This is a genomic window from Vibrio owensii CAIM 1854 = LMG 25443, from assembly GCF_000817815.1.
GTDB lineage: Bacteria > Pseudomonadota > Gammaproteobacteria > Enterobacterales > Vibrionaceae > Vibrio > Vibrio owensii.
On sequence record NZ_JPRD01000015.1, the window covers coordinates 93329 to 116714 of the forward strand.

Consider the following 23386-nt stretch of genomic DNA (forward strand, 5'->3'; position numbering starts at 1 on the left):
CAATAGAGAATGACTAGCTGCTCTGATCACCGGTTTGTCCAAAAGTTCCCATTTATAATGATCTTGCCGTGGGGTAAACCCATGCCTGTTTAATTTACAAGCTAAATTAGTTTGCTACTATATGTATAAACATACAGTAAGGACTATCATATGCCAGAGGTAATTCTTGATCGCGATTCAATAAAAAAAGTCGAGACGCGGCTCGATGAAATTGATGCTCGAATCCAATCGCTAATTAGTTTTCTCATGGATGGTAACGTAACCGGGGCTAAAGTGTACTCTGTAGAACGTACGTTTCGTGGAGAGGTTAATCCGACGACCATAGATGTGTCACACCTAACGGGTGGTTGTGCCCTGAAGAATGCATTAGACAACTATCGGATTCAATATAATGAATTTGGTGAACCAACCGTACCCAAGCGGGTAGTCGGTGCTATTTTTGTTCAACCTGATGCAATGTTCGAGTTGGCTGAAAAAGTATCTGGTATCAATAGTGCAAAAGATGAACTACTGACAAAGCTAAAAAAAATCGCCTCAACTCCATACATGCGAACTCGTTATCTTAAAGCTGCTCGCAGCGGTATTAATATAACTAGCATCTATCGTCATATAAACTTAGCGCCAGACGATGTTTATCGAATTAGCCATAGCTGGAATGATAAACAGCAATCACCACAGCCTAAATCCGTCAAGGAAGTTGAAGATATGATTAACACCCTTGATGATATTAAAGATGAAAATGGCGTGATCACAATGAGCAGCCAGGAACGAATTAAGATTGAAAGAGCTAAGTTACCTACACTAAGACAAGATGAAGAGTATATCTATGTTTGCGGCGTTAAGGCACACATTGAACAAATTGCTCGTTATACAACTGTGGAGTCACATGGGGGGCTTGAACCTAGCGTTAAGCGACCTAGAAAGATCTACAAAGCGTCTAGCCCATTACTTGTCGCAAAGGCAGTATGTGACATTCAAACTGTTAAATTTGTTCCACCTGTGCCGTATAACAGACCTAAGGATATGGAGGTCGAAATTAAGTACGACCCCGTATTACCCCATTTGAACATTTATAAGCGTACGACTCAGAAAAGGAAGGACAAAAATGCCACCCACTAAGAAAGATTATGGCCGGCAGATTCAGTTTTACGGTGAAAACATGATGCAGACTGCGGCTCAGTGTACGGCTAAGAACTTGCCTACTCTGGGCATTGATCTGACCACAAAATCTGCAGAGTGGGATAACAAGTTGTCATTTCAGCTTGACCCGGTGTTTGAACTTCCTGAGCTGGTTAAATTCTTATGTCAAAGACCGATTACGACACGCATGAAAGAGTTTAGCCATAATTCCCCAGCGAAGGTACTCACATTTCGCTACAATACAAACAACCAAGACCAAGCAAAGTTTGATGGAACTATGTTCGTTGGTATCTTTGATAATAAATCTAGTGTCAAATATCATAAAGTAATTGGGGAAAAGCAAATGTTCGTACTTCGTAGTATGGCAATGAGTCAATTAGCGAAGTTCTATGAATGCTCTATTTATGACCTAATTCAGTTGCTTTCGATCGACAAAAGTGTGTGTAAGCAATTCATTAGCGATACCAAATCTGACTGATTCCGATATTGATGCACGCACAAACGGCTACATGAAAAGTTCGGTGCGAGGTAATCGGCTATCAACGCTATGATAATTCTCACTCGTTGATAAGCCTGCGATACAGGGTTCTTAACTTGAATAGTCTAGACATGCATAATGCTCCAATGAATATGCCGCCACAAGCTAGTGTGACAGCAAGAATTGACTCATCATTAGTGAACATGACATATGAACTTACAGACAAAGAAACGCTACTTACAAATGACCACCTTGTGAAATCATTAAATGCAAGGTCGAGATAAGCTTTCTTGATTGACTTATTCATCATTGTTCCTATTTCCTCTTCTGATCTTATAGCACTTTACGCTGTCAGATAGACCGATTGAAGTATTATAGATTCAAACCCGATTAACCCAAAAGCAAAAATGGCAGTGATTAAAGATACGGCAGAACAGGTAATAATCTACAGCAAAGCGCAGAACTCAGAGAGTTTTGTTGTTGAGGCTGGTGCAGGTGTCGGGAAAACGCACACAATTGAGCAGATTGTACGACGTAAAGCTTCATCAGAATACCGAATGCTATATCTTGCTTTCAATACTCACATTGTCGAAGAAGCTAAGAAGAAAATGAGTGATGTGGAAGGTCTTGTAATCAGTACAGTTCACTCTTTTGCATACAACGAACTTGGACATCTGTATCGTCACAAGTTGGGCGAAATGAATCTTCGTGAGTATATGACTGCCCTAAGTAGTTCATCGTTCAAGACCGCTGAATACGTGCGTAACACTGTAAATTGTTACATTGGTTCCTCTGACCATGACATGTTAATTAAGCATGTACCTAAAGAGGTACGTAAAGAATACCGCGATTTAACACTCAAAAACGCCCGCTCCATTTGGAAACAAATGATCGACCTACACAGTCCAGTCAAGATGCCACATGATGGGTATTTAAAGCTTTTCTGCTCAGGTCCCGATGGTATTGCAGCTTTAGATTCTTTTGCAGGATTGATTGTTGACGAGAGTCAGGACCAAAATGGGTGTTTCGTTGAGTTGGAAAAGCGATATCTTTCAGAGGGCAACCAGCTAATTAAAGTTGGTGATACTGACCAGCAGTTGTATTCATTTCGTGGGGTATGCAATGCCAACGCTGAGTTTAGGAAAATAATCCCAACATATACATTGTCAAAGTCCTTCCGTTTTGGTCCATCTGTTGGAGAGTTGGCAACCGCTGTTATCAGTACAAAGAAAAGTGAATTCCCTTCAAAGATCACTGGTACTGAATCTCTGACAACGCTAATTCACCCACCAGGGACAAAACTAAAGGGTAAGCGGACGATCTTACATAGAACTGCAGTAGGGGTTCTTACTACTGCACTTGAAATGTATAAGCACGGTATGAAGTTTCACGTTGTTGGTGGTATCAAAGCTTATGTGACTAAGGAATTACATTGGTACCAACTGCTTAAGCAAGGTAAAACTGACAAGATTCCTCATTGGTTTCTAAAAAGCTTTCCAAATTGGCAGAAGGTTATGGATTGCAACAAGGCAAAAGCCGATCAAGAAGTCACTCGGGTTGTAAAAATGCTGACCAGTTGTGAAAAGCAAGGTTACACAGACGTAAGTTCACTCTTTGAATTGCTTGATAGTTCACAACCTAGTATTGATGAGGCTCAGTTTGTACTTAGCACTGTGCACCGATTCAAAGGTGCTGAAAGCGATTGTGTTGTATTGTCTAACGACTTTCAGCCATGGCAAAGGATTACAAAGATGCCCAAATCCAAACGCGACGAGGAAGTTAATAACCTTTATGTCGCTCTTACCCGTGTACGTAAAGAATTAGTCATAAATGATACTATTTGGGACATAATGGTTCAGACTAAGACCACAGAACTCTGCACTCGCCACCGGTCAGTTTACGCAGCTTAACTTTTCTCTAAATTTTATGGATATGTAATGAAAATAATACGCAATGTTTTATCGGCTTCAGTTGTCGTTACCGCTTTAATTTCCACGTTTACTTGCGCAGCCATTCAGGAAATTGACAACCAAAGACAGCAAGAGCCTCAATTGTTCGTTGGGAGTGATACTTATACTTATGTAGGTGATGAAGAGTTGGCAGTAAATATTACTCTTTTCGACGATCGGTTTAATGATAACGGATGCATCTACTCTGCTACATCCCGTTCAGTAGACGTCGGCTGGACATTAATTGAGATTAACAAGCGCACGTGTACTGGAGACTACCAGTCGCTTGTCTGGGCTGCCGAAACCGTCGTAGGTAAACACTACAAAGTTCGATCTAAAACCATCAAGCATAAAAAAAATGGTAAGACTGTTAACGAACTAACCCGGGGTGATCTAGTGGAAAAGTTGTAGGTGATAAGATGTCTATCGTCCCATTCGCTGATCGACGCAGGGTAAATCCAATATAAATTACAAAGAGTATACAAACTATCTATGCACACCGAAGACAATCGATCAAAACCTAAAGTCCGGCAGGCACGAAATTACGATAGTGTGTGGAATTCTGCAGTGTGGCATCTTTCCAACAGAGAAATGACTGAGGCTGAGCTGTTAGTAAAACTTCACGCTAAAACAGATAATGAAGAGTGGATAGCTAAGGCACTAGACAAACTTCGTGAGTACGGTTACCTAAAAACAGATGCTGAATATGCTCGTCAATTTGCAAGCCAGTCTTTCTTCGGTGAATACGGAACATCTTACATTATCGAAAAGCTAAAGAAGAAGGGGATAAAAGAGCCTTTGATCATCGATGCTATCAATGTTGTTATAGTTGAGCAGAATATCGATGAGCAAGAAATCCTCAATGCCCGGGTAAACAGCTACTACCAGCAATTTACAATAAGTCGTGAGAAACTAACGCGCCATCTCCAAAAGCGCGGGTTTACTTATGAACAGGTAAAAAATGCCATAGTTCAACACCCAGAAAGTCATCAGCTCAAAAGTGAGATTGAACTTAAAGGAGAAAAAGCCAACCCTGAAAGAGAAGTTATCAATTACGCTAGGAGAGGAAAAGGTCTATCAGTTATCAAACTGGAATTAAGAAAGCGGAAAGTTGATACCTCTAACCTGGATTCCATTGTTAAGCGGTTGATAAGCTCGGGTGAGCTTGACTTCTATAACTCTTGTCTACAGCAACTGAAGAAAAAGTATGACAGAATAGATAACAGTAAAGACCGCTCAAATGCCTATGGAATGCTAATGCGAAAGGGCTTTTCATCAGACGAAATAAAATATGCACTGGAGGCTATTAATGAGCCAGAATAGCGATAAGCTTTACAGAGAAAACTCATACCGGGGTAATGTGGCCGAATCAGAACCAGAATTAAAGGCTAAACTTAAGGATTGGCAAATACTACCGCCTATGAATCCATTAGCATGTAAGGAATGTGCAACCGTTCACGCTCCAGAAGCACCTCACAACATGGAATCGCTTAACTATAAGTACAATTTTGCCAAGGCTAACGGTCGCTGGCCGACTTGGGCTGATGCATGTTCACATTGCTCTGAGGAAATTAAGCAGTTAGTAAAAGGTCTACTGTCAGACAAAGGTATTGATTACGCATAATTGAGGGAACCTATGGCTACAATCACAGATGTCAAACTAGATAAACCAGTTGAGTTCTGGCCTTATTATGAAAACGGGGGGGCTGCTAGCCCAATCGATGGGGCTAAATCATTTATAATGAAGCCAGATGACGCTCAGACTCTGGTTAAATCTCTTATCAAAGTAAACAAACTTGATCTTATCGAAGAATCTCTGCAAAGCCTAGCAGTTCGTCGTGATGGCACAGTTCTCAAAACTGCTATGCCGTTGCTAAGCGAGGTAAAGGCATCGTTATCTTTGATAGATTCAGTCCCCCACGATCTATTAAAGATGATTCACGCATGGGAACTTCAGGGTGCTAATGAAATTCATATAGACTTCGAAGCAAGATGCTGATCTAGCAACGTTGACTTTGGGTAACTAGGAATTAAGAATTTTCGATGGAAAGCTCGATGGTATCGTCTATTAGCTAACATCTTACCTTAGGGATATCATTCCACTTGGTTGTATATTGAGGTGAGAGAAGTTCTCGCCTCATCTCCCATTTTGGTTCAATACCCTGTGCGGCCAGAAACATTGTATCGTTACCATATTTCCGATTTATTCCATCAAGCACTTTCATCAATTCGTCATCAGCTTGCCTCGGATTTAATAAATCCAGTTGTTCATGTAGACCATCAACTAATTCGATAAGACCAACGCCAATCTTATAGTAAGGTACGCCAGGTTTGTAAAATTGCCTTGCTGATTCCGTGGCGAGCTTAACCAAAGCCATTGTATCCGAGGTTGGGTATGGGATTTTGTGCAGTACCTTGAAACCATCCGTTTTCTGATCAAAGGATGATGTATGAGCAAAGCAAATCATAGTTTTGCATAGAGAGTTTTGAGCTCTAGCTTTCTTAGCTGCAATACCAACTCGTTTGGCTAGAGCTTCCTGTAATGAATTCAAATCAGTAATTCGTTCACCGACACTCCTGGTAGAATATATCTGTTGTTTATCGGCACGTACGTCATCCCAAATTTTACAGATTTCTCCATTCAACTCACGTACTGTACGCTCCATCTCAACATTGAAATTTCTTCTTGCTTTGCTGGGTTCAAAACGGGACAAATCATATGCTGTTTCAATGCCCATATGCTTGAGTCTTTGGGCGTAGCGGGAGCCAATACCCCAAACATCGGCTACCTGTTGCGTTCGTAGTACTGCTATTCGCTCCTGATCGTTATCGATCACGCAGACTCCTTGGTAGCCAGCGATGTCCTTTGCTGCATGATTAGCAGATTTAGCGAGAGTTAACGTTGGTCCGATACCTACTGAAACAGGGATGCGGCATTCTCTCCATACGGTCTTCTTGATCAGTGCACCATGCTGACGAATATCCTTTATTGATTTCGAACAATTGTGCAAGTCCAGAAATGATTCATCAATTGAATATATGTGCTGGCGCGGGGCAAATCGACCAATGACATTCATCATCTTAGTACTGATGTCAGCGTATAGCTCATAGTTGGATGAGCGAACAATTACGCCTCGAGCCTCACAAAGCGCCTTGATCTTAAAGTATGGTTGGAACTTAGGTACACCACATTGTTTAGCTAACCGGTTGACCGCGACCACTGTTCCGTCATTATTTGACAATACTACTAAAGGTTTGCCTCTGTAGAAGGGGTTGAATACCGCCTCACAGCTGCAATAAAAAGAGTTGGCATCGATTAACGCAAATGACAAGAGCGACTACTCCCCTGGTAAGTAACATGGCCGGTGGCAACGGAGGCTGCAGATGACTGTGCCTTCGATGCGGAAAGAGTCCAGTTCATTAATCCGAATGGGAGGAATACTTTCGTTTGCTGATATTAGAAGTCGATTATCAACATCGAGTATTTTGCAAGCAAACTCTCCATTATACGTACAGACAATCACGTCGTGGTTCTTTCTTTCTACAGCTCTATCCACAACCAGAATGTCTTTGTCAAAGATGCCTACTCCTATCATGGACGTACCTGTTGCCTGACCGATAAACGTCGCATTCGGATTTTTGAGTATTAGATCCTCGATAGATAGACCCAAATCTGAGTATTCACTAGCAGGGGATTCGAAGCCACTAATGCCAGCACTTGCCATAATCGGAATAACCTTCATTACAAACCACTGTATATATATACATAATAATTACGTAGTTTGATATCTATTCCGGTTTTTTTCAACTGATCATGCGAAATTACCAATCAATCGATGGTTAAAGCATCACCTTAACTAAAGTCTGCATTAAAAGTGCGAAATACATACTGGAATTTCATAGTACATCATTATATGCTCGATGGATGGACAGGCGTCCATCTACCAAAGATATACCTCAATAACTTAAGAAATGGGTACGTTGCGAGTACAGTGACTGAAGATCCACGAAGTCTGATCACAGAACTATGTCAGGTGGTTTTACGATCTTAATGACTAAAATACTTCGGCGTACAATGTTAGACCGCAAATTCAACGCAAGTTGAAAGCGATTAGCTTGAGTCTAGCCACCGCCTAGCTTTTACAACGCATTGTAAAAGTGGGGGTTGTGACTAATGATAAGGAATGATTATGAAACAAGCTCAACCGAAGAGTTTACTATCTCTGGAAGAATTACAGGCGAAATTACCACACGAACTAAAAAACATTCAGGTGCGTAGAACGAAACTACTGTCTTCTTTACGAACACTAACTTCAGACCTGGGATGTGGCTCCGATTCTGCCGATGAAGCCGACCTTAAATCGGAACATGAAAGTATACAACGCGAGATCAATCGTCTAGCGGCAGAGGAATCTAATGTTCAAGATGCAATTAGAGCTTCTCGCGATGAATGCTATGGCTATTGCGATTGCTGCGGTGTGAATATCCCACTAAGTCGAATGAATTCATCACCTTTTACGACGCAATGCGTTGATTGCAAGGGGGTCCTTGAAGTGCGTGCAGCTCAGCAAACAGGCTATCGAATGCCATCAGGAGCAAGAATCTGATCAGATTCCAAACGCTGATCTAAATACAAGCACAATTGTTTGACAAAAGTATGGTGTAATCTCCAAATTGAACGATGTTTTAATTTGGGAGTTACGTGTATGAAAACGGTATATAAGCATGTACAACAAGCTGTTATTCGAGGGGAGGGAAGCTCCTCTCCATTGAGTATGGTAATTGACCTAAGTGCTCCAGAGGCCGCTGCGAGCAGTGGAAAAGCTGGACATTTAGAAGTCACTCCATCTTGGAAATTATTATTCGCTGGTACCGATGCCGATATCAAACAACAGTTTGCAAAAGGCTTAGCTGGTTCCTTTGAATCAGGGTTAAGTAAAGCTGACTTTGCAGACAGCGCCGCCTCTTTTGTTAAGCATATCGATACACTCGTGACTAATAGTGAAAAGGCTTCAATCAAATTGATGCAATCGATTGGACTCGGTGGAATCGCTATCCGTAATGATGAGCTGGGTCGAATGAAGTACAAAGCCCTTATGCTTCCTTTTGATATGCATGGGTCTAACTACCGCCTACTCCCTTTGACCGAAGAGCGCGATATATCCATTATGTGTGACATTCTTCTAGAAATCATTGAATTACGCTCCGAAAACAAACTAAATCAATGGTTTGGAAATGCAGTGAAATTGATAACAAAAAGTGAATGTGAGCAGGTAATGGCTCTTCATTCCGCGATGTTTAGCTCAGATACTAAGGTGCATTAAGATGAGTAGTGCAGTTTTAAACAATACACTGATCATGAACACAGTTTCGAGTATCTATGAATCTGAAGAGTCACTCGATAACCGTTCTTTATACGAAATGGTAGCTTCGAAACTCGGAGTGAGTTTGTCGGACTTCCAGGCCCCGGTAGGAAAATCTCAAACCGTTCGCAATTTGATGACTAGAAAGATCCGCTGGGCACAACAAACCTTGAAAATAAAAGGCCTGCTAGAGCAAAAGTCCCGAGGGGTTTGGGAGTTACTAAAAACAAATAAAAAAGATGAATACCTTCATGCCACCATTGATGGAAAGATGATTATCGCATTGAGCACCGATCTAGGAGTCTCAATTTGCGCTGACTCGAGAACTGTTTTTGCCTCAGGTGTAATTGATGAACCAATTCACCTGACACTAACTTCATCCCCATATCCGATTCAAAAACCTAGAGCCTACGGTGGTGAATCTGACATGAATGCATGGCTTGATATGATGATGAAAACACTAGAGCCAATTGTTGAACGGTTAGCAAAAGGTGGTAGTATTGTCATTAATCTTTCAAACGATGTCTTTCTTAAAGGATTGCCGGCGCGATCCCTTTACCTAGAGTATTTTACAATAGCTTGCTGGGAAAAACTCGGGCTATACCTTATGGAACGAGGGGTTTGGAATTCGAACAAATACCCATCTCCAACGCAGTGGGCATGTGTTAAACGTTACCACGCCAAAAGCTCCTATGAGCCTGTATTATGGTTTTGTAACGACCCCCTTGCATGTCCAGCAGATAATAGACGTATTCTAGAAGAGCATTCGGAGAGCCACCGTCAATTTGTTGAAAGTGGTGGTATGAAATATGAGTACCAACATGGTGATGGTGCGTACAGAAAGCGCGTTGGTGAGTTTAGCAAACTTGGTAGCGGTCGGATTCCTAACAATAGCTTTTACATTCCTAACAACTGTTTATCAGGGCGTGAAGTCAATCAATATGCCAAAGCGTTAGGACTACCGGTGCATTCAGCTAAGATGCCAGAGTCACTTGCTAATCGATTTGTAAGACACCTTACCGAAGAAGGGCAAGTTGTACTGGATCATTATAGTGGTACAGGAACAACTCCAGAAGCTTGTGAATTAACAGGACGCAGATGGTTTGCCATTGAACGCGTATGGGAATACGTTAGACAAAGTTTTCGACGATTTGACATTCACAATATTGATTACTGGGTTAATCCTGCATTCCTAGCAGCACAGAACGAATTCTAGCTTTAGTAAGTGATGTAACCATGCTCATTAACAATGATGACTGGAGAAAGTCTATGACCAAACAATCAAATAAAATGCACATGGTAATCATTGCTGTTAGTTTGGCGACCGTTGTACTTGCTTTCGATACAAATGTCTCCCATTCGTTAATATCTACCGATTTACCAGGGTACGATGAAATGGCAGGATGGTTTCTATCCCTTAGTAAGAGCATTACTTGTATTAGCGTAGCTGTTGTTGTCAGCAAGACCCTGGAACAAATACTTCTGAACTGATGAAGTAAGAGTATTTCCGAACATCTCTCGATCTTTAGGTGCAAGTCATGTTCAAACTTTCACGCGCAGCCAATTAACTTACAGTTCAGATATCAAATTCATGTATAAGTTTTTTAAGAGAATGCATTCAAGCATAAACCAAATCCCTGTTGATGTATTTGTGTGTGATAACACGATTACTGCCACGAAGACATCAACACCAAATATACAGGTCAAAGCTCAAGGTAATTTTCGTCTGACCGATAAGCTTGTTAAAGAAGAGGACTTCATGTTGACCATGGCCGCAGCGCTCGAAGAACTTTGTTCTGGTGAAGTTCAGAAAAAATCACCATACGTAACGTTCAGAACAAATATCAAGGTATCGCAAGAGGCGCAGAGACAAATCAGTAAGTGTTTGTTCCGGACAGGCATTGGTGTGTTGAAATTTGTGAATGTAGAAAAGGGTGATGACGTCGAGTGGAAAAATCCGGAAACACTTAAACTAGAAGCTTAAAGCCCCCTGAGGTTGCAATAACAAGGACGTTTGCAACCTCTTTCTAAACATCAGTTCTTTCTAATCTAAAACCCTTTCTAAATACCGTACGTAACGTACGAACATTATCATCGGTTACGACCAGAAATTTCAAAGTAGCATTCGGGTGCCCCCAAACCTCTATATTTTCATTGTTCTGATATTCGAACAGCTTGTGTCTAAGGACATGCTCTGGGATATCCATCTTAAGTAGTTCGGGATTCATCATCCGTGAAACAAGAGAATCAATAGGGTGTTTTAGAGGGTTGCCAGTGCTCTCATGGTGTTTGATGTACTGATCAATAGCATGAGTATTTACCATAATAGACCCAAGTGCAGGTGCATCTAAGTAAATGTGAGTAAAGTGCTTTATAAGAGGGTCTTCAACTGGAAAAATATCAACTATCGAACGGTTAATAAACTCAAACTTACTCTCATCAATGAACAACTCCAAGGAAACGCCCTTAAAGCGATTTCTCAAGAATGAGCTGGCATGATAAACCTGTGATGACAGTCCATTGGGATTTGAATGGATATTCAGGATCTGCAATGAAGAAACAAATAATTGCACATAATTTGGGGATACGACTTTCGTCATACTAAAAATATTCTTGTCGAAAATTAGATGTTGAATAGCAAGAAGCTCTCCAATTAGAGCAGTCTCATGCTTCTTGTGATCAAAATCTAACTGGACATTCAAAAGGCCACATTTGTTTTTTCCTGCAAACCATTCAACCTGGCAAACTTTTGCAGAAATGACTGTAGCTCTTGTGTGTAACGGGTGCATTAAATGACTGCCTTAAGATACTTATATCGCTAATTTGTGTTTAGGAAATAGTATAAGGGAATCGAGAGTCTACGTCCAAATGTCCGATCGCTATGTCGGTTGAACGTAGCTAAAAATGGCTAGATTAGGCCTCCATTTCCAAACTTACACGCAACAAGTGTTTGTCTTGACTAGACAAGACACTTTTATGAATGCCTTTGAGTGCTGCGCTTAAACTATATAATAGCTCAAGAGATACATTTGCGTTGTCTTGTCTTAACTTAACAAAGGCTTCAATTGGCCCTTGTTTGCGAAGTTCCGATACAGAAGTAATGCCAACCTTTGATAGAGAACGCTCGACCTGGACTCGTAAGTTAGGTAGATCTTTAATTCTCTGATTAATCTTCGTATCACTCTTCTCTTTTAATGCCTCATCCAACGATGAAGCTAATCGTAAATAAAGTTGTTCGTGATCGTTCACTTCAGCGTTTGGCACAACAAAGTAGTTATGCTTAACAGGGGATTGATTCTTGTATGTGACCAATTGCTCGAATCCTTGTTCAGTAAGCAGTGGTACGTTTACAGCACTCGCTCTGAAATAAAGCTTGCCGTCATAGAACTGACAAAATGGCACTCCGTTAGCGAAAATGCGTTTGCCACCAAACATTGATTTAACGTTAATATTATCAATAAAATCAAAACTCTGAATTGAGTTAATAAGTTCAATTGCGTTCATAAAATACAGTTTCTTAGGGAATTTAGCCGTGTGATTCGATGAAATTATACTTCTTTGTGACTGCTAATGCCACATGAAACCTGATGAGACAAGGGCTCAAGCCTGATCTGATGACTAAACAATGTTAGACCGCAATTGATATCAATAATAATCACCAAAACATAATTATCAGTAGCAGCGGGCAACCACTCAACGCAGAAACAAGAATTCCGACAGAGAGCAACTACCGAATAGCTCATTCACTCAGCACAGTGCTAACAAGGACATATACGTGACAATGTAACAGTTTATAAAAGTTCGATTACAGTGATACACAAGCCATTAAACAAAAGATTAGCAAGCTACAACGCGATAAAAAAACCACCCCTAAATGAGAACCATTCTATATACGAAAGAATTCCACTTTCTTCGTGTATAGAATGGTTCTCATTTGGATCTAAATTGATCATTTTTAAGTCGTTCATACGGCATTCAGCCACCAGCTTAATCTGATAACAGTACAGGATGAGCGGCTTCAAATCGTGGTATAGTCCCTTCAATATTGTATTTATGAGATTTGAATTTATGTCGAATGAACAAAACCGGCTTTTTATTTTTAAGTACCTGCGGCCAGGGACCTTTACGATCACTTTTATCCTAGCAAGCTCTCTATACAACATCGTCACCACTGAAGAGTGGAGATGGTCATCGTTCTTAATCGGATTGGTTTGCGGATTACCAATTATCTACGCATGGTGGCAGAACAGAACGATCGGGAAATTACTCACTTTCGTCGGTATCATTTTATTTGGGCTAGCACTTACCGGTTATGCCGAGCACGCTTCAGTCGATCACATATTCTTCATTGGTATGAGCATCGGAACTCTAATTGGATTTTATCCTGGGTACATCTTCAATAAACCAAAGAGTTATCTACATGTTGCTTTGCTTTTGCTATTGGACGGTTACACCGATGCATCAAAAGAATTTCAGAAAAAGTATGAAGATGAAACGGGAGAGAAATTGTAACCAGTAAATCCAAGCAGTATAGTATTACCTTACCCGATACAAATGTCCCATTCAGAACACTTGAAATAAGTAGTTCTAAATGCGCCAAAAAGGAAATACGCACATGAACTTCGATATAACCACAATCGCAATTATCGCTGTAGTGATAATTGCTTTGTTTGTCATGTTTGGCTCCGGAAAGAGTGGAGCCTCAACACTTCCATACATCCCCAAAGATCGCCTCCTTTCAAATGCAGAACTGTCCTTTTACCAAGTCCTAAATTCAACTCTGTGTGACAATGTAACACTTTTCTCCAAGGTAAGAATCGCTGACATAGTTGGCATAAAAAAGGGGCTTGATGCAAAGAACAGAATGAGCCATTTAGGTAAGATCGCCCAAAAGCATGTGGACTTTGTTATCACTGACGCGAAGACATCAAAGATAATCGCAGCTATAGAACTTGACGACTCGAGTCATGAAAGTGAACGGGGCAAGAAAAGAGATAAGTTCGTAAATGATGTTTTTGCTTCTGCAAATATTCCATTGGTTAGATTCCCGGCCAAAAGAGGTTACCAACTCCCTGAACTTATGTCTCAATTGGAACATCTTGATATCACCAAGTTACAACCTAATGTTATCGATAATGGGCAATCAAAAGAAACTGCAGCTACCCCAGAACTTGAAATACCGAAAATCAAAGAAGGCTCGCACCAGACCGATGTTAAGGAAATGCTCGTTGAGCAAGAATGCCCTAAATGCGGAGGGATGTTAATCGAAAGACAGAGTTCTAATAAAAGCCGTGACAAGTTCTATGGATGTTCGAATTTTCCTAAATGTCGCCATACCCAAAAGATTTAATTAAAATTCCTGCCCACTGAAAAGGTTAAGTGGTATCAGTGGGCAGGATGGTTTTATTCAAATTTAATCTAGTGATATTTTCCTGATAAAGCCTTCGTTGCAATTATCTTTCTCACTTATGATGTTCTTTTCGGCGGTTACCGTTCCTTGACGGTCGGGCTCACCCTCTGATTGATCTACTGTCGGCTCCCGATCTACAACTACTGTTTCTGCCATGCTTCTAAACTCATTGAACAATTCGGTACCAGGTATTGGCCTCGACCGGGTTATGCCATTTTGCGAATCAATCACATTAACCATAGTTTCAGACATAGTCTGAACCGTTCGGTGCCGGCCATCTGGCAATGTCTCGACGTGGTAGGAAACAGAGCTTCTACTATTTATCAACCGGCTATAACCTTGATCTTCAAAAAGTAGAACAGAAACAATCTGGGATATTAATGTAATAACTAGCACGACCCACATAAACTGGATAAAAAGCCCAGCCTCTCTTTCAATTATTGCTCTCTGTAATTCGGTTGCCACGGAAAAAAAGTACCCGATCAACCAGGTCATACAATATGAAAGAAACAAAGCTTTTCTATTACAATCCGTAACCGCTTCAACCATTAAATAAAACAACCGAGATAGGCCTGCAATAGTTAGTATCAGACCAAAGACACGAAAGAAGATAGAACTGTCTTTTGATTTCAAGTAGGCTTCACTTTTTTCTTTGTCGGATTTTTCCTGCTCCGCATATTCAGTACCTATCAATCTGGTACCAGGGCTGAACGATTTATCTAATTTGGTCTGAGACTTAGTTTCCTCTAGCAACGGAGTAACTGGAGACTCATTAGCGTATGTGTTGACCGAAAAAAGAACGACAATCCCAAGCATAACGAACGTTAGTAGTTGTTTCATTGGTGACACCTAATCAAGAGAAATTTTTCGAACATTACTTACTGCTTCTTGACCCGACTCATCGATATCACTTCCGATAGGTGATGAAGTACTAGAACCACATGATTGCGTGACGCTTGATGATTGATTCTGATTGACAGAGTTGGCAGTCTGCCGATTCAACTCATCCAGTGTCTGTAATGTTTGCGGGCGAGTGTAAGGTGAGGAATTACCCCTCGAGTACACAGTATCGTAGAAATCATAAAACTCCGGTTCGAAGTTCCAGGCCGTATAGATCTGCATACCCAAAGCAATTATCGATGTGAATAACACTATGAAAATCGCACCCAAATGGTTGTCGGTATATGTAACCATTACATGGAGAAGGTCTATAAAATAGAGGTAAAATAAAGCGACAGCATTTCCTGCCATGAAGCAACCTAATAGAATACGCTTGTTCCAATTCTTTATCTGCCGGCTTTCACCAGGACTGCTAAACATTTCTGCAGCTGAGTGAGCTTGAAATGATATGAAAATCATTATACCGATGAAACCAAGAACACGAATTGTAGTTGAACTGTCGTCAGACTGAAGATATTCGGCTGCATCATCACTACTATTAAATTTTTGCCCATGAAGCCTTTGTCGAGCTATATCAGCCGCTGTGTCATCACTATTGATTTGCTGTTCAGAATCAGTGGTAGGCGTTGTACTCGACTCTGCTAATGCATTCATTTGAAAAGATATAGCTACCATAAAGAATAGGGCAACACCCCATAAATATTTCTTCATTACAAATTATTCCCTAAATAGAGATATGACATTTTCCTTAGTAAAAGAATAGTGTTTTGATAGGTTTCGCATCTTTTACCTGCAACTTTCGACAATACACCAAATCAATTCAACGCTGTTGATCAGATTACTTTTCTCGTTGATCTGATTACGATTCACAGGCTTTTGATCAGATTACATTTCAAAGCAGCCTTGAAATCGATTGATGTAATATCCAACTCGTGTCGCCCAGTACTTAGGGCAAACAGCAAGGATATGAGTAGTCGTGTCTTTTCATCTGACAACCAATGAAGGTAAACCATGGCAGATAAAAATCAGGTCGTTAATCCGTTTGAACCATTCAAGCATAAATACATTGCTGCATTCGAAGCGCCTGTCCGCTTAACTTTTCCGGTCACATTGATTAAATCAATTGAAACCTACCGAGCCGAGATGTCGATGCGTCTGGTAGCAGAAGCTACTAACAAAAAATTCCATAAAATGGCATTCAAAGATTTGCCATCTATCCCGACATTCAAAAAGATTGGTGACGAAGCGACCAATGAGCGCAATAAGGCAACGAATGAAAAGTATGCCGGTGCTGTTGTATTCGATCCATATTTCTTTGAGCGCATGACGGTTAACAAAGAAGTGCTCCCGGCACTTAAAGCCTCAATCAATACATTAGAAATGTGCGGGGTAACCTATGTTATCTGTGGTAATGACTCTCTAAATCAAGAATATGTCTACCATGCAGATATGCCTCCTTTGGATTTCGAAGAGATCATTGAACTTGTTAAGCTTTCAGAAAAGAGTGTCGATCCGGAGCTTAAATTATTCACTGATGCCGAGCGTCGGGAATTAGCAAGTAATGCGCTTGGACTGAGTTACACTCAGATGAAAAATGTCTTTGTTTTGAGCGCATATCTGAAGTTCAAAAACAAAGACTATCTCCCGGAAGTTCGTAAAGAAAAAGCTCATATCTTGCGTGAAATGGGACTTGAAGCATTAGAACCAGTTCCGATCGAAGAAATTGGTGGCCTCGAAAATCTAAAAGAATTCCTGAATGTCCGGAAGGCAGGGTGGGATAGTGAACTACCAGTAAAAGGTATCTTAATGGCTGGTCCTCCGGGGTCGGGTAAAACCGCTACGGCAAAAGCTGCGGCCTCAATCTTAGGTACCAGTTTGATTCGCCTGGATATTGGTAAATTCTACTCTAAATATGTCGGTGAAACTGAAAAGGCTTTCCTGCTTGCCTTAGAAACCATCGAACAAATCAGCCCTGTTACGGTACTTCTTGATGAGGTAGAAAAATACCTTGGTCATTCTGAAGGTCAACATGAAGTAACAAGTAAGCTGCTTGGTGCGTTCCTTTACTGGCTTCAAGAACGTAAGTCCAAAACGTTCATCGTTGCCACAGCTAACCGAGTTGGGCTATTGCCACCAGAATTGCTTCGTGCCGGGCGATTTGACCGTAATTTTTTTGTTGACCTACCAACAGAAACAGAGCGTCGCGTCATCTTTGGCATCCACCTTAAAAAGCAAGGTCTATCTGCAGATGATTTTGACCTTAATGAACTACTCGATACTAGCGTCGGTTATACAGGTGCCGAAATTGAACAGGCTGTAATCGATGCGAAATACATCGCTTGTTCATTAGAACGCGAAGTGTCACAAAGTGACCTTGTAACGTCAATCCAAGACGTAACACCGACGAGTGAAACTCGTCGAGAAGAAATCGATGCAATCCGTCAGCTTGGAAATCAGGGCTTCTATCCTGCCAGTCCGACTAAATCTGAGCCAACCACTACTGGCTCACGCCAAATCAACTTGAACTAATTGAACTATGGGCACGGAGATTTATCCGTGGCCCTATTTCACGAATAGTAAGGAATTCCGATGAGCCATATTTCGCAAGGCAGAGGCAAGATTGCCTTTACTGATAAGAACCTGCTTCTCAAGGCGTTAGAGAAGGTCGGTCGCGTTGAAGAAAGTACCCATTTGTATGTTGAAACCGGTGGAGGCGGTCACTCTCGCACAATGACAAAATATGATGTTGTTTTGATCAGTCAAACCAACAAAAAGCACCGAATTGGTTTTAACAAAAATTCAGACGGCCACTATGTCCCGTTTGAAGAAAACTGGGGTGACTGCGGTCGCTGGACACGCCGAGTGAAACCAATGCTCGATGATTTATATATCGGCTACCACTATGAACAGCAAATGCAAAACGAAGGCTTCGATGTTGAATTAGTCATGAATGACGATGGCACTATTGAAGTCGAAGGCGTAGAGCAAGTCTGGTAATCCACAAACAACATTAATTCCGAGGTAATAAATGACTAAACGAATCAAAGTGAAAATTAAAGGTGGGAATATCCAGGCTGATTTTCAGGGTTTCTCTGGAACTGATTGCGAAAAACTTGACCAGAAATTGCGCCCAGAAAGCTTTGAGCTTATTAACGCAGAGAAGAAACCAGAATATTCATTTGAGACCACCAGTGAGAACACGGAACATGAATTTGAAACGGGTAACTATTAAATGGTTTGGGTATTTATTTTTGATAAGTAGCTACACTTCAGGTGTAGCCTTCGCGACTGATGACGTGACTCGAGAACCTGCGTTAGATAACGTATTCACTTCAGTTCTTGAACTAAGCAATACATTTCTACCAATAATGACTGGTCTCTGTATCTTTCTGTTTCTAATGAGTTTGATTGTTCGAAATAGTTTCAACCCTGTATTTATGATTATGCCAATTAGCATGGTAATGATGAATTCAATGGTCGATACCTTAATCGAAGAATCAGAAGGTGCAGTACCAAGTTCTACAACTGAAACTGGAATTCAATCCGATCCTTGGGGATTAGTAATTGTCGCAATCATTGTTCTAGTTGTTATAGCCGGGATAACGACTTTCATTTGGCTTAACCGTGACCAAAGCGAAAGGCTTGACCGTACAGCAAGAAGTAACGCTAGTGAACTTGGCGACTTGGAAGAGTTAGTACAAAGCTCGGTAAATAAAGCTGGTCATGAAACAGCAACTCAATCAAGCAATGAGAGCACTGAAAAAAACAGTTCTAAAGTTGAGCAGAATGAACCTATTGTAGCGTCAAAAACCGAAGATGCGCCAATTAACAACGTACGTAAAATTTCGCTAAGTTAGGGGGGGGTATGTTTTCGAATCCAAGAGCCGATGAAATGGAGCTTATTATTCTTAAGATGTGGCCTTATGTTAGCTATGTGTTTGCAGCGGCTCTTGTGATTATTCTTATCCAATACACATTGGTTGTATTTGTCCATAACAAAATCAGGCTTATTACGCCAATGGTTGGGCTTTCAATATATTCATATCCTATAGTGCTTAGCACTGTATTGAATATAAACTTACCTTCTGATCATGGGATATTGAATGACTTGATACGACCGTACTTCGTTATCATTGTCATTATTACTTTTTACGCCTTGTATCGTGGCTATGAAATAGAAGTGGGTTCCGGAACTAATTCAACGATTCAATCAACTAGGCAAGAGCTCTCTGGCCTAGAGGAATTGAAGGACCGTGCAAACTGTCATAGATACCTCGAGCAAAGAACAAGTGATACTGAGAACACGGTCGTCGCAACTGATTTGAAGCAACAACATAAACTCGAACCAGAAGCTACCGTTCGAAAAATCTCTTTGGATTGATAGGAAACAAACATGAGTAAAGGCAAACGTCGAATCGTCATCAAAGATGGGGTCATCACTGGATTCTCTGATGAAGTGGACTTCAACTCATTGGGAATTACCGAGATAGCGCGAAAGAGGGTCTCCCATATTAGACCAACGAATTGGCTCATGCGTCAGTGCTTTCGTATCCTCCGAAGTTTAGTTGATGATAAAAGTAAAGTGGCTGAATGGACACGTCATTGGGAGTGTAGTTGGACAGTGTACATCGATGACAAAACATATGGTCCGTTCAACTCAAGACAAGAAGCTATTAAATTCGAGAAGGAAGAGATCTACCAGCAAGGAAAGTTACACAAATCCATAAGTTGATTATCATGTCGCACCAGTTCTAAACTGGTGTATTTTTTGAAATGCCTAAGCAATTGTGAACTCGAAAACACGAAGAAAAGAATCTATAGAACGAACCCCTACTGGTGACATCGTCACTAAAAATATGGCGCAATTTGCAACAATAGCTAACCACATAAGAGTTTTGAAAGGTTGCTTCTTTGTCTTGTGGCGACATTTTACTTGAGCAAAAAGAACTCCAGGCCACCCCCCAAAAAGACATGTTACAATAAGCCATCTCTCACTCATCCGATGCCCACCATTAATTGCGGCTTTTTTATCTAGAGCAAAAATCAAATATCCATAAACACTTAAAGCAGAGTAGGCCGCAAAAATCACAATTGACGATTTTTGCATCAATACGCACATTCCTACAAACGCCAAATAACTAAGACTAAAAAAGGTTGTCGGGGTAAGCATGTAGATTAATCGATTGAAGTGTATAATCATATAAATCTATAATTAAATTCTATCAAAAACAACTACTCACATACTGCCATTTGAGGTTCTCGATGCATTCGAGTGAATTAATTGAATTACTTAATGAAGTAGATGAGCTCATTTGCTCAACTAAAAAAACAAATGGATACCCTGGTATCATTACCACAGGAGTTTTCATAGAAAGAACAACTGAAGACGAGTGCAAAAAAGCAATCAGTGAGATGCAATCAGAACAAGAGTGGCTTGTTATGGATTTCGACATGGAAGACCCTACCATGGGAGGATATACATTAAACCTAATACATAAGGATGGCAGGGCATGTGGACAAAGTTGGGTCATTTTATTTCCTCTCGAGGGCGAACTGAATGACGTTTATGAAAACAAAATCAACGTCATCCAATTAATTGAGGAATATAAGAGACCTCAGATTGAGGTTACTCTGTACATACAAAACGGTACGTTATGCAAATCACCTGATGTTAATTATCAAATGATAGTTCACTAAGACGTTGATTCATTGCGTGACATTTAACTGCACTTGATTACTTTTAAGACTGAAGATCAATACGTTAGACAGGCTATATTGGATGCTGGCGTATAAGTTAAGGGTAAATCTCTGGTGAAACTTCGTAATTGCCGAGCACTACAAGGTTGTTGTCCTTGATGAAAGAACCCGACAATTCAATTTCACCGCATTTAAACTTACCGAGCTTAGCTTCTTGTACCAACAGTCTTGGTTCATTTGGCTCCAGCACATTAAATAGCACATCCTTCAATTGAATAGATGTACCTTGTACATCTTCAAGGCCGGTAGGCACAAACTCCAGCTTGGAGTCAGACGTCGAGGACAATTCCTTCATAACAACACTCTCACCATTCATAATGAACTCCTATATTTTGTTATTTTCAATTTTATGGATTTCTTGATCTAATTCATGATGTTTCCTCACCATTTCATCAAGCAAAGCGATTGTCATTCTGGTATCAGCAGTAGCTGTGTGAGCTTTTCCTTGCCACTCAATACCAGCAGCTGCGACCGCATTCTTTAATGATATCGAACCGTATTTGTTGGTCGCACCATAAATATCGGCCGCTTTGTACATCAGACACATATTCTCTACATTATCTACCCATAATTCATCACAGCCAAAAGCTATACAGCTTTGCCTGATAAGCCTTAAGTCAAACTTTGAATTAAATATCAACACTGGTCTACTGCAAAGAAGGTTTTTCACTTCATCACTACGAGTATCCCAACTAGGACACTCCTCTAATTCGGAAAGCGACATCCCGTTAGCGTTAAAAGCTCCTTCTGAAATAGGCACTGTAGGTCTATAGCGTTGATAGAATACTTCGTTCCCATGCCTATCCATTATGCTTAATTCTATTACTTGAGCGTCGTTACTGACACAAGTAGTTTCAGTGTCCAGGACAAATACATCTCGATTCTCAATGAATTCAGCTAAAAGTTTGCTTGCTTTGTACCATCTTGAGCGTCTTTTAGCCTTGAGTCCTGAGAGCTTCCTCCCTCGAATCTGGCGCTCAGTTAATTTTTTAAGTTTTTTTTCTTTAAAACGACGGATTGGGATACAACCTGACACTAGATAAATGGGGTTTGACCGGTTCGAATATGGCGACTTTACAAACTTATGCGGTTTCTGATTTGGAGCCGGTTTCAAACCAAATTGGTCCCTAAGCCGTGTTACACCATAAGCTTCACTGTTCCTGCAGGCATCCTCTAGGGACTGTTCAAAGCTATCTTTCGTTTCAGACATAGCAAGTTTCAACAATTACTTGTTACTGATTTGAGGTGTCATTTTGATTATTTTTGCTGTTCAACCGACGCTTAACATCGATGAAGAAAGGGTAGATAGCAAAAATGAAAACGATCGCGCACACGATGACAAAGTCAAGCGTGCCTTGAACCCCAATGTTGTTTGAGCCAACCAAATTATAAATTGGCGAGGTGATAATTGGGACAAATAACAAAGAAGCAAAGAAGATAACAACGGCTACCACTAATCGAGCAAATCGACCAGCGGCATTTTGAGCATTAATTTTATTAGACATATAAAACCCTAACTTGTAAGTAGTTACGTTCTCTGTAACGAACGAGTGAATGAAGTCTAGCACTTAAACCTGAAAGTTATTCTGATCTAATCAACATACAAGAAACCTGATCAAACCACCTTTTCAGAACAGCCATTACTGGTTTGCTATATCGTAGGTATCACTAGAAGGTCAGTTGAAAAACAACCAAACCAAAGTGTATCATAGTGGAAAGGTATAGCAAAATACCGCACTAACCCAAAGTCAATGACAAATGGTTTATCATGAGTATAACGAAAGTAACAGATCGTCTGTTCTTGGCATATATTGAGGCCAAGTTAGACACAGATGGTTCGGTGCGCCCGAACGATTTGCGTTGCCAATTTAAAATGGACCGAGGCAAAGCAAGTAAACTAATCAAAAGATATTGTGAGGATCAATTAACCGCGGACAATATCAAGTACAAGGAAAATGGGCGTCATTCTAATTACATAAGAACATCAAAATTCAAAAGACAGATATTGATGAACCTGAGCCCTCAGATGTTTCTTAGCTCAATATTAGAAGTATACGGTGATTCTGGCTCTAGTACAAAAGATGTCTATTTAAAGTACATTGACGCTTATGTCGAATTACACGAAATCATAAGCCCGATAACTATTGCAAATCAGTTCGGAATGCATAGAAGCCGAGCCGGACATGTACTAAAAGCCTACAAGGAGGATAGAGATTCCTGTGCAAATCTCCGTTATCATCTTCAAGGGCAAATGTCATGCTACAGAAAGACGACCATATTTAAACGTTATTATCTTCCTAAAGACATTAGTGCACTTAAGTTTTTAACAGCGATCGATGACCTTTTTGGTCCAGAAAAGCAGGCTCCTAGCTACTAACTCGAGGGAAAA

31 protein-coding genes are annotated in these 23386 nt (G+C 40.6%); 21 read left to right on the forward strand and 10 right to left on the reverse strand.

The features are described 5' to 3' along the window. Positions 1 to 150 precede the first annotated feature (150 nt). The 7 genes from H735_RS09020 to H735_RS09055 all read left to right on the forward strand — a co-directional run bounded on the left by H735_RS09020 (position 151) and on the right by H735_RS09055 (position 5566). Complete coding sequence (locus tag H735_RS09020) at positions 151 to 1119, forward strand: DNA replication terminus site-binding protein (protein ID WP_020194298.1); 969 nt, start codon at positions 151 to 153, stop codon at positions 1117 to 1119. After that, positions 1106 to 1618: a hypothetical protein gene (locus H735_RS09025; RefSeq protein WP_020194299.1), complete on the forward strand. Its 513-nt coding sequence runs from the start codon at positions 1106 to 1108 to the stop codon at positions 1616 to 1618. The genes H735_RS09020 and H735_RS09025 overlap by 14 nt, the downstream gene beginning before the upstream one ends. Before the next feature lie 407 nt (positions 1619 to 2025). After that, positions 2026 to 3528 (forward strand): UvrD-helicase domain-containing protein, encoded by a 1503-nt coding sequence (locus tag H735_RS09035; protein WP_020194301.1) that lies wholly within the window; start codon positions 2026 to 2028, stop codon positions 3526 to 3528. A 27-nt stretch (positions 3529 to 3555) separates the two neighbouring features. Beyond that, positions 3556 to 3978: a hypothetical protein gene (locus H735_RS09040; protein ID WP_020194302.1), complete on the forward strand. Its 423-nt coding sequence runs from the start codon at positions 3556 to 3558 to the stop codon at positions 3976 to 3978. Between the two features lie 81 nt (positions 3979 to 4059). Further along, entirely contained in the window at positions 4060 to 4890 is an 831-nt protein-coding gene (locus H735_RS09045) for a RecX family transcriptional regulator (protein WP_020194303.1), read from the forward strand. Beyond that, positions 4877 to 5191, forward strand: coding sequence for a hypothetical protein (locus tag H735_RS31375; RefSeq protein WP_020194304.1), 315 nt, complete (start codon positions 4877 to 4879; stop codon positions 5189 to 5191). The genes H735_RS09045 and H735_RS31375 overlap by 14 nt, the downstream gene beginning before the upstream one ends. Before the next feature lie 12 nt (positions 5192 to 5203). Continuing rightward, positions 5204 to 5566 (forward strand): hypothetical protein, encoded by a 363-nt coding sequence (locus H735_RS09055; RefSeq protein ID WP_020194305.1) that lies wholly within the window; start codon positions 5204 to 5206, stop codon positions 5564 to 5566. Between the two features lie 73 nt (positions 5567 to 5639). Here the strand turns inward: H735_RS09055 and H735_RS09060 are convergent, their stop codons facing one another. Further along, positions 5640 to 6899, reverse strand: a complete 1260-nt coding sequence (locus H735_RS09060) for a Y-family DNA polymerase (RefSeq protein ID WP_027726555.1) — start codon at positions 6897 to 6899, stop codon at positions 5640 to 5642. Between the two features lie 6 nt (positions 6900 to 6905). Then, complete coding sequence (locus H735_RS09065; RefSeq protein ID WP_020194307.1) at positions 6906 to 7310, reverse strand: LexA family protein; 405 nt, start codon at positions 7308 to 7310, stop codon at positions 6906 to 6908. A gap of 447 nt (positions 7311 to 7757) precedes the next feature. Here H735_RS09065 and H735_RS29615 point away from each other — a divergent pair, with 447 nt between their 5' ends. The 4 genes from H735_RS29615 to H735_RS09090 all read left to right on the forward strand — a co-directional run bounded on the left by H735_RS29615 (position 7758) and on the right by H735_RS09090 (position 10914). Then, positions 7758 to 8174 (forward strand): TraR/DksA family transcriptional regulator, encoded by a 417-nt coding sequence (locus H735_RS29615; RefSeq protein ID WP_020194308.1) that lies wholly within the window; start codon positions 7758 to 7760, stop codon positions 8172 to 8174. Positions 8175 to 8273: 99 nt separating this feature from the next. Continuing rightward, entirely contained in the window at positions 8274 to 8891 is a 618-nt protein-coding gene (locus H735_RS09075) for a hypothetical protein (RefSeq protein WP_020194309.1), read from the forward strand. A gap of 1 nt (position 8892) precedes the next feature. Then, the gene (locus H735_RS09080) at positions 8893 to 10146 is read left to right on the forward strand and encodes a site-specific DNA-methyltransferase (protein ID WP_020194310.1); all 1254 of its coding nucleotides are present in this window, start codon (positions 8893 to 8895) and stop codon (positions 10144 to 10146) included. Positions 10147 to 10542: 396 nt separating this feature from the next. Continuing rightward, positions 10543 to 10914, forward strand: coding sequence for a hypothetical protein (locus H735_RS09090; RefSeq protein ID WP_027726556.1), 372 nt, complete (start codon positions 10543 to 10545; stop codon positions 10912 to 10914). Between the two features lie 43 nt (positions 10915 to 10957). Here the strand turns inward: H735_RS09090 and H735_RS09095 are convergent, their stop codons facing one another. Then, positions 10958 to 11719 carry a hypothetical protein gene (locus tag H735_RS09095; protein WP_020194313.1) on the reverse strand — a complete coding sequence of 254 codons (762 nt, stop codon included), beginning with the start codon at positions 11717 to 11719 and terminating at the stop codon, positions 10958 to 10960. A gap of 124 nt (positions 11720 to 11843) precedes the next feature. Continuing rightward, positions 11844 to 12434, reverse strand: a complete 591-nt coding sequence (locus H735_RS09100) for a TfoX/Sxy family DNA transformation protein (RefSeq protein WP_020194314.1) — start codon at positions 12432 to 12434, stop codon at positions 11844 to 11846. Positions 12435 to 12998: 564 nt separating this feature from the next. On the opposite strand from H735_RS09100, the gene H735_RS09105 reads away from it, so the two are divergent. Continuing rightward, the gene (locus H735_RS09105) at positions 12999 to 13442 is read left to right on the forward strand and encodes a hypothetical protein (RefSeq protein WP_020194315.1); all 444 of its coding nucleotides are present in this window, start codon (positions 12999 to 13001) and stop codon (positions 13440 to 13442) included. 103 nt (positions 13443 to 13545) lie between these two features. Beyond that, complete coding sequence (locus H735_RS09110; RefSeq protein ID WP_020194316.1) at positions 13546 to 14280, forward strand: DUF2726 domain-containing protein; 735 nt, start codon at positions 13546 to 13548, stop codon at positions 14278 to 14280. A 63-nt stretch (positions 14281 to 14343) separates the two neighbouring features. Here the strand turns inward: H735_RS09110 and H735_RS09115 are convergent, their stop codons facing one another. Beyond that, positions 14344 to 15180 (reverse strand): hypothetical protein, encoded by an 837-nt coding sequence (locus tag H735_RS09115; protein ID WP_020194317.1) that lies wholly within the window; start codon positions 15178 to 15180, stop codon positions 14344 to 14346. Between the two features lie 9 nt (positions 15181 to 15189). Further along, entirely contained in the window at positions 15190 to 15951 is a 762-nt protein-coding gene (locus H735_RS09120; RefSeq protein ID WP_020194318.1) for a hypothetical protein, read from the reverse strand. Positions 15952 to 16251: 300 nt separating this feature from the next. Between H735_RS09120 and H735_RS09125 the strand changes: the two genes are divergently transcribed. Genes H735_RS09125 through H735_RS09150 form a run of 6 tightly spaced genes read left to right on the forward strand, consistent with a single transcriptional unit; the run spans position 16252 to position 19972 of the window. Next, positions 16252 to 17769: an AAA family ATPase gene (locus tag H735_RS09125; RefSeq protein ID WP_020194319.1), complete on the forward strand. Its 1518-nt coding sequence runs from the start codon at positions 16252 to 16254 to the stop codon at positions 17767 to 17769. A 60-nt stretch (positions 17770 to 17829) separates the two neighbouring features. Further along, the gene (locus tag H735_RS09130) at positions 17830 to 18237 is read left to right on the forward strand and encodes a hypothetical protein (protein ID WP_020194320.1); all 408 of its coding nucleotides are present in this window, start codon (positions 17830 to 17832) and stop codon (positions 18235 to 18237) included. A gap of 31 nt (positions 18238 to 18268) precedes the next feature. Beyond that, a complete protein-coding gene (locus H735_RS09135; RefSeq protein ID WP_020194321.1) occupies positions 18269 to 18472 on the forward strand; it encodes a hypothetical protein in 204 nt (67 codons plus the stop codon). Continuing rightward, positions 18453 to 19097 (forward strand): hypothetical protein, encoded by a 645-nt coding sequence (locus tag H735_RS09140; protein WP_155399394.1) that lies wholly within the window; start codon positions 18453 to 18455, stop codon positions 19095 to 19097. Before H735_RS09135 ends, H735_RS09140 begins: the two co-directional genes overlap by 20 nt. A gap of 8 nt (positions 19098 to 19105) precedes the next feature. After that, on the forward strand, positions 19106 to 19621 hold the full coding sequence (locus H735_RS09145) for a hypothetical protein (protein ID WP_027726557.1): 516 nt from the start codon (positions 19106 to 19108) through the stop codon (positions 19619 to 19621). Positions 19622 to 19633: 12 nt separating this feature from the next. Beyond that, positions 19634 to 19972, forward strand: a complete 339-nt coding sequence (locus H735_RS09150) for a hypothetical protein (RefSeq protein WP_020194324.1) — start codon at positions 19634 to 19636, stop codon at positions 19970 to 19972. A 45-nt stretch (positions 19973 to 20017) separates the two neighbouring features. Here H735_RS09150 and H735_RS09155 read toward each other — a convergent pair whose 3' ends face one another. Continuing rightward, complete coding sequence (locus H735_RS09155; protein WP_020194325.1) at positions 20018 to 20347, reverse strand: DUF1294 domain-containing protein; 330 nt, start codon at positions 20345 to 20347, stop codon at positions 20018 to 20020. Between the two features lie 155 nt (positions 20348 to 20502). Here H735_RS09155 and H735_RS09160 point away from each other — a divergent pair, with 155 nt between their 5' ends. Then, entirely contained in the window at positions 20503 to 20937 is a 435-nt protein-coding gene (locus H735_RS09160) for a hypothetical protein (RefSeq protein ID WP_020194326.1), read from the forward strand. Between the two features lie 97 nt (positions 20938 to 21034). Here the strand turns inward: H735_RS09160 and H735_RS09165 are convergent, their stop codons facing one another. From H735_RS09165 to H735_RS09175, 3 genes are read right to left on the reverse strand one after another with little or no spacing between them, the layout of a single operon-like run. Further along, positions 21035 to 21292, reverse strand: a complete 258-nt coding sequence (locus H735_RS09165) for a hypothetical protein (RefSeq protein ID WP_152447568.1) — start codon at positions 21290 to 21292, stop codon at positions 21035 to 21037. 30 nt (positions 21293 to 21322) lie between these two features. Continuing rightward, a complete protein-coding gene (locus H735_RS09170) occupies positions 21323 to 22207 on the reverse strand; it encodes a 3'-5' exonuclease (protein ID WP_020194328.1) in 885 nt (294 codons plus the stop codon). A gap of 22 nt (positions 22208 to 22229) precedes the next feature. Then, positions 22230 to 22502, reverse strand: a complete 273-nt coding sequence (locus H735_RS09175; RefSeq protein ID WP_020194329.1) for a hypothetical protein — start codon at positions 22500 to 22502, stop codon at positions 22230 to 22232. A gap of 263 nt (positions 22503 to 22765) precedes the next feature. Between H735_RS09175 and H735_RS09180 the strand changes: the two genes are divergently transcribed. Further along, positions 22766 to 23374, forward strand: a complete 609-nt coding sequence (locus H735_RS09180; RefSeq protein WP_020194330.1) for a BrxR family helix-turn-helix transcriptional regulator — start codon at positions 22766 to 22768, stop codon at positions 23372 to 23374. Positions 23375 to 23386 lie beyond the last annotated feature (12 nt).

Bases quoted from the DNA above. Each gene is read 5' to 3' on its own strand.
- H735_RS09020 (WP_020194298.1), top strand. From the start codon at position 151: ATGCCAGAGGTAATTCTTGATCGCGATTCAATAAAAAAAGTCGAGACG.
- H735_RS09025 (WP_020194299.1), top strand. From the start codon at position 1,106: ATGCCACCCACTAAGAAAGATTATGGCCGGCAGATTCAGTTTTACGGT.
- H735_RS09035 (WP_020194301.1), top strand. From the start codon at position 2,026: ATGGCAGTGATTAAAGATACGGCAGAACAGGTAATAATCTACAGCAAA.
- H735_RS09040 (WP_020194302.1), top strand. From the start codon at position 3,556: ATGAAAATAATACGCAATGTTTTATCGGCTTCAGTTGTCGTTACCGCT.
- H735_RS09045 (WP_020194303.1), top strand. From the start codon at position 4,060: ATGCACACCGAAGACAATCGATCAAAACCTAAAGTCCGGCAGGCACGA.
- H735_RS31375 (WP_020194304.1), top strand. From the start codon at position 4,877: ATGAGCCAGAATAGCGATAAGCTTTACAGAGAAAACTCATACCGGGGT.
- H735_RS09055 (WP_020194305.1), top strand. From the start codon at position 5,204: ATGGCTACAATCACAGATGTCAAACTAGATAAACCAGTTGAGTTCTGG.
- H735_RS09065 (WP_020194307.1), bottom strand. From the start codon at position 7,310: ATGAAGGTTATTCCGATTATGGCAAGTGCTGGCATTAGTGGCTTCGAA.
- H735_RS29615 (WP_020194308.1), top strand. From the start codon at position 7,758: ATGAAACAAGCTCAACCGAAGAGTTTACTATCTCTGGAAGAATTACAG.
- H735_RS09075 (WP_020194309.1), top strand. From the start codon at position 8,274: ATGAAAACGGTATATAAGCATGTACAACAAGCTGTTATTCGAGGGGAG.
- H735_RS09080 (WP_020194310.1), top strand. From the start codon at position 8,893: ATGAGTAGTGCAGTTTTAAACAATACACTGATCATGAACACAGTTTCG.
- H735_RS09090 (WP_027726556.1), top strand. From the start codon at position 10,543: ATGCATTCAAGCATAAACCAAATCCCTGTTGATGTATTTGTGTGTGAT.
- H735_RS09095 (WP_020194313.1), bottom strand. From the start codon at position 11,719: ATGCACCCGTTACACACAAGAGCTACAGTCATTTCTGCAAAAGTTTGC.
- H735_RS09100 (WP_020194314.1), bottom strand. From the start codon at position 12,434: ATGAACGCAATTGAACTTATTAACTCAATTCAGAGTTTTGATTTTATT.
- H735_RS09105 (WP_020194315.1), top strand. From the start codon at position 12,999: ATGTCGAATGAACAAAACCGGCTTTTTATTTTTAAGTACCTGCGGCCA.
- H735_RS09110 (WP_020194316.1), top strand. From the start codon at position 13,546: ATGAACTTCGATATAACCACAATCGCAATTATCGCTGTAGTGATAATT.
- H735_RS09115 (WP_020194317.1), bottom strand. From the start codon at position 15,180: ATGAAACAACTACTAACGTTCGTTATGCTTGGGATTGTCGTTCTTTTT.
- H735_RS09120 (WP_020194318.1), bottom strand. From the start codon at position 15,951: ATGAAGAAATATTTATGGGGTGTTGCCCTATTCTTTATGGTAGCTATA.
- H735_RS09125 (WP_020194319.1), top strand. From the start codon at position 16,252: ATGGCAGATAAAAATCAGGTCGTTAATCCGTTTGAACCATTCAAGCAT.
- H735_RS09130 (WP_020194320.1), top strand. From the start codon at position 17,830: ATGAGCCATATTTCGCAAGGCAGAGGCAAGATTGCCTTTACTGATAAG.
- H735_RS09135 (WP_020194321.1), top strand. From the start codon at position 18,269: ATGACTAAACGAATCAAAGTGAAAATTAAAGGTGGGAATATCCAGGCT.
- H735_RS09145 (WP_027726557.1), top strand. From the start codon at position 19,106: ATGTTTTCGAATCCAAGAGCCGATGAAATGGAGCTTATTATTCTTAAG.
- H735_RS09150 (WP_020194324.1), top strand. From the start codon at position 19,634: ATGAGTAAAGGCAAACGTCGAATCGTCATCAAAGATGGGGTCATCACT.
- H735_RS09155 (WP_020194325.1), bottom strand. From the start codon at position 20,347: ATGCAAAAATCGTCAATTGTGATTTTTGCGGCCTACTCTGCTTTAAGT.
- H735_RS09160 (WP_020194326.1), top strand. From the start codon at position 20,503: ATGCATTCGAGTGAATTAATTGAATTACTTAATGAAGTAGATGAGCTC.
- H735_RS09165 (WP_152447568.1), bottom strand. From the start codon at position 21,292: ATGAAGGAATTGTCCTCGACGTCTGACTCCAAGCTGGAGTTTGTGCCT.
- H735_RS09170 (WP_020194328.1), bottom strand. From the start codon at position 22,207: ATGTCTGAAACGAAAGATAGCTTTGAACAGTCCCTAGAGGATGCCTGC.
- H735_RS09175 (WP_020194329.1), bottom strand. From the start codon at position 22,502: ATGTCTAATAAAATTAATGCTCAAAATGCCGCTGGTCGATTTGCTCGA.
- H735_RS09180 (WP_020194330.1), top strand. From the start codon at position 22,766: ATGAGTATAACGAAAGTAACAGATCGTCTGTTCTTGGCATATATTGAG.